This window comes from Micromonospora sp. D75 (genome assembly GCF_018070405.1).
Lineage (GTDB): Bacteria > Actinomycetota > Actinomycetes > Mycobacteriales > Micromonosporaceae > Micromonospora > Micromonospora chalcea.
Genome location: NZ_JAGPXV010000703.1, coordinates 1 through 2,872, shown reverse-complemented (window position 1 = coordinate 2,872; position 2,872 = coordinate 1). Strand labels below are relative to the sequence as shown.

4 protein-coding genes are annotated in these 2,872 nt (G+C 75.9%); 2 read left to right on the top strand and 2 right to left on the bottom strand.

Annotation, left to right across the window (positions count from 1 at the left end; genetic code table 11):
• Positions 1–640: MBL fold metallo-hydrolase (locus KBX39_RS27880; RefSeq protein WP_210873362.1), on the top strand; the 640-nt coding region annotated here is incomplete at its 5' end.
• Positions 641–654: 14 nt separating this feature from the next.
• Here KBX39_RS27880 and KBX39_RS27875 read toward each other — a convergent pair.
• Together KBX39_RS27875 and KBX39_RS27870 are read right to left on the bottom strand one after the other, a co-directional pair.
• Positions 655–1,554, bottom strand: coding sequence for an aminoglycoside phosphotransferase family protein (locus KBX39_RS27875; RefSeq protein ID WP_209964347.1), 900 nt, complete (start codon positions 1,552–1,554; stop codon positions 655–657).
• 10 nt (positions 1,555–1,564) lie between these two features.
• On the bottom strand, positions 1,565–2,074 hold the full coding sequence (locus KBX39_RS27870; RefSeq protein ID WP_064445345.1) for a MarR family winged helix-turn-helix transcriptional regulator: 510 nt from the start codon (positions 2,072–2,074) through the stop codon (positions 1,565–1,567).
• 83 nt (positions 2,075–2,157) lie between these two features.
• Here KBX39_RS27870 and KBX39_RS27865 point away from each other — a divergent pair.
• A partial coding sequence (locus tag KBX39_RS27865; RefSeq protein ID WP_210873360.1) for a Bcr/CflA family efflux MFS transporter occupies positions 2,158–2,872 on the top strand: 715 nt, incomplete at its 3' end.

The following is a 2,872-nucleotide window of genomic DNA, read 5'->3' as shown; positions in this document are numbered from 1 at the left end:
GAACACGCACCACCACTTCGACCACTGTTTCGGCAACGCCACGCTGGCCGGGCCGGACACCGCGATCTACGCGCACCCGCAGGCCGTGGCGGCGCTGCGGGACCGGCCGGACGCGCTGCGCCGCGCCGCGTACGAGGAGATGCGCGCCGAGGATCCGGCGCTGGCGCAGGAGCTGGCGCGTACCGAGCTGCGGGCGCCGACGCACGAGGTGGTCGAGGAGACGGTGCTCGACGTCGGGGGCCGCCGGGTGGTGCTGCGCCATCCCGGGCACGGGCACACCGACGCCGACCTGGTGGTGCACGTGCCCGATGCGGACGTGCTGGTGGCCGGCGATCTGGTGGAGCAGAGCGGGCCGCCGGCGTTCGAGGAGTCGTACCCGTTGCGGTGGCCGGACGCGCTGGCCGACCTGCTGCGCCTGACCACGCCCGCGACGGTGGTGGTGCCGGGCCACGGCGAGCCGGTCGGCGCGGATTTCGTCCGCGAGCAGCACGCGCAGCTCGCGCGGCAGGCGTGGCTGATCCGCGCCGGGCACACCGGCAGCGCGCCGCCGGAGCGGGTGGCGGCCGAGTCGCCGTTCGGTGCCCGGCCCGGCCTGATCGCCGCCCGCCGCGGCTACGCCGAACTCGACGGCACCGCCTGAGCGGCGGCCCGGGCTCAGCCGGCGTCGGCGAGGATCTCGCGGAGACGGTTGCGGCACTCGGCGACGAACGCCGGGAACGTGTGCCAGTAGTAGGAGACGCCGCTGGCCGCCACCCCGAGCGCCCAGGCGCGGGCCCGCGCCCAGGTCACGTCGTCGACACCGAGCGCCTCCCGGTAGGCGTGCCGGGCCGGCGGCGGCAGGTCCCAGATCGGCGCGTGTTCCGCGTCCGGGAACCCGACGGTCAGCCCGCCGAAGTCGATCACCGCGCACAGCCGGCCGTCGCGTGCCAGCACGTTCGTGGGCTTGAGGTCGGTGTGCAGCCAGACGTGCCGGCCGGCGGGTTCGGGCAGGGTGAGGGCGTCGCGCCAGAGCCGGTGCAGGGTGTCGACGTCCATCTCGTCGCCGATCCTGCTCCGGCAGTCGTCGAGCGCCGCGCTGACCCAGGTGTCACAGGGGTGCAGGCTGCCGCCGCGGTATCCGCTCAGCGCGTCCGCGCGGGTCGCGCCGAGCAGGTCGGCCGCGTGCAGGTGACGTACGAACACCGCCAGGTCGGCCCCGAGGGCGGCCCAGTCCCGGACCGTGCCGGGTCCGACCTCGTCGCCGTGGATCCACCGCTGCACCGACCACGGCAGCGGGAAGGCGGCGGTCGGCGTCCCGGCGTGGAGCGGTTCCGGCACCGGGTACGGCAGGAGCGGCGCGAGCCGGGGCAGCCACAGCTGTTCCTTGCGCAGCGCGCCGGCTTTCTCCGCGGTGCGGGGCAGCCGGACGAGCAGGTCGTCGCCGAGCCGGTACATGGTGTTGTCGGTCCCGGCGCCGGCCGGGGTCAACGGCAGCGCGGCCCACTCGGGGCGCTGGTCGGTCAGCAGCGCCCGGACGATCCCCTCGTCCACAGGTGTCTCGTCCTGGTGCAGCATCACCCGGCGATCATCCGGCCCCGGGCGGCGCGGCGGCCACCGGGTTTCCGGACGTACGGGGGTCCCGTTCCGGGCGGGTGTGTGCCCGCAGCGTGGTGAGCAGCGTGTCGAGGTGCGGGGCGGCGGCCAGGATCGCGTCACGCGCCGCCGGGTCGAGGTCGGCCAGCGCCTCGGTGAGCAGCGCGGTGCGGTGCCGTTGGTGGTCGGCCATCCGCCGGTGGGCGGCCTCGGTGACGCGCAGCCGGACCACGCGGCGGTCGGCGGGGTCGCGGTCGCGGGCCAGCAGCCCGGCGTCGGTGAGGTCGCGGACCAGCGTGCTCACCGTGTTGGGCGCCGTGCCGAGGCGCCGGGCCACGTCCTTGCCGCTGATCCCCGGCGTGTCCCGGACGAGCAGGAGCAGTTCCACCTGAGCTTCGGGCAGCGGGTCCCGCCCGGCGCGCGCCGTGGACCGGCGGCGCACGAGCCGGTGCAGCTCCCCGAGGACCGCGCCGAACCGCGCGACCTGCTCGTTCGTCGACACGGGGTCACCCGCCTCACATCGCAATAGTTCTGACTACAGAGGTATGGTACCCGAGCACATCGGATTTCAGGGGGTACCCGCTCGTGAGTCAAGCCGCGCCGCCCGCCGCCCGCCCGACCGGTGCCGGCGCCACCGCGTCCACCGGGGGCGCGAGCCTGCTGGTGCTGCTCGGCACGCTCACCGCGATCGGCCCGCTCTCGCTGGACATGTACCTGCCCGCGTTCCCGGCCATGACCCGCGACCTCGGCGCCGACCAGGCCGGCATCCAGCTCTCGCTGACCACCTGCCTGATCGGCTTGGCATTCGGCCAGCTCGTCACCGGGCCGCTCAGCGACCGCTGGGGGCGCCGCCGCCCGGTGCTGGTGGGCGTGGTCGCGTACACCGTGCTGGCGCTGGCGTGCGCGGCGGCGCCGAACGCCCCGCTGCTGGCCGCCGTCCGGTTCGCCCAGGGCCTGGCCGGCGGCATGGGCGTGGTGGTCGCCCGCGCCGTGGTCCGCGACCTCTACTCGGGCCGGGACGCCGCGAAGTACTTCTCCCGGCTCACCCTGGTCTTCGGGGTCGCGCCGATCGCGGCGCCGGGCGTGGGCAGCCTGGTGCTCCGGTTCGGCTCCTGGCGGTCCGTCTTCCTGGTGCTGGCCGCCATCGGCGCGGTGCTGGCCGTCGCGGTCGCGCTGCGCCTGCCGGAGACGCTGCCGGCCGAGCGCCGCAGCACCGGCGGGCTGGGGGCCACCGCCCGGACCATGCGGTCGCTGCTCGCCGACCGGGTCTACCTCGGGTACGCGCTGACCCAGGGCTTCG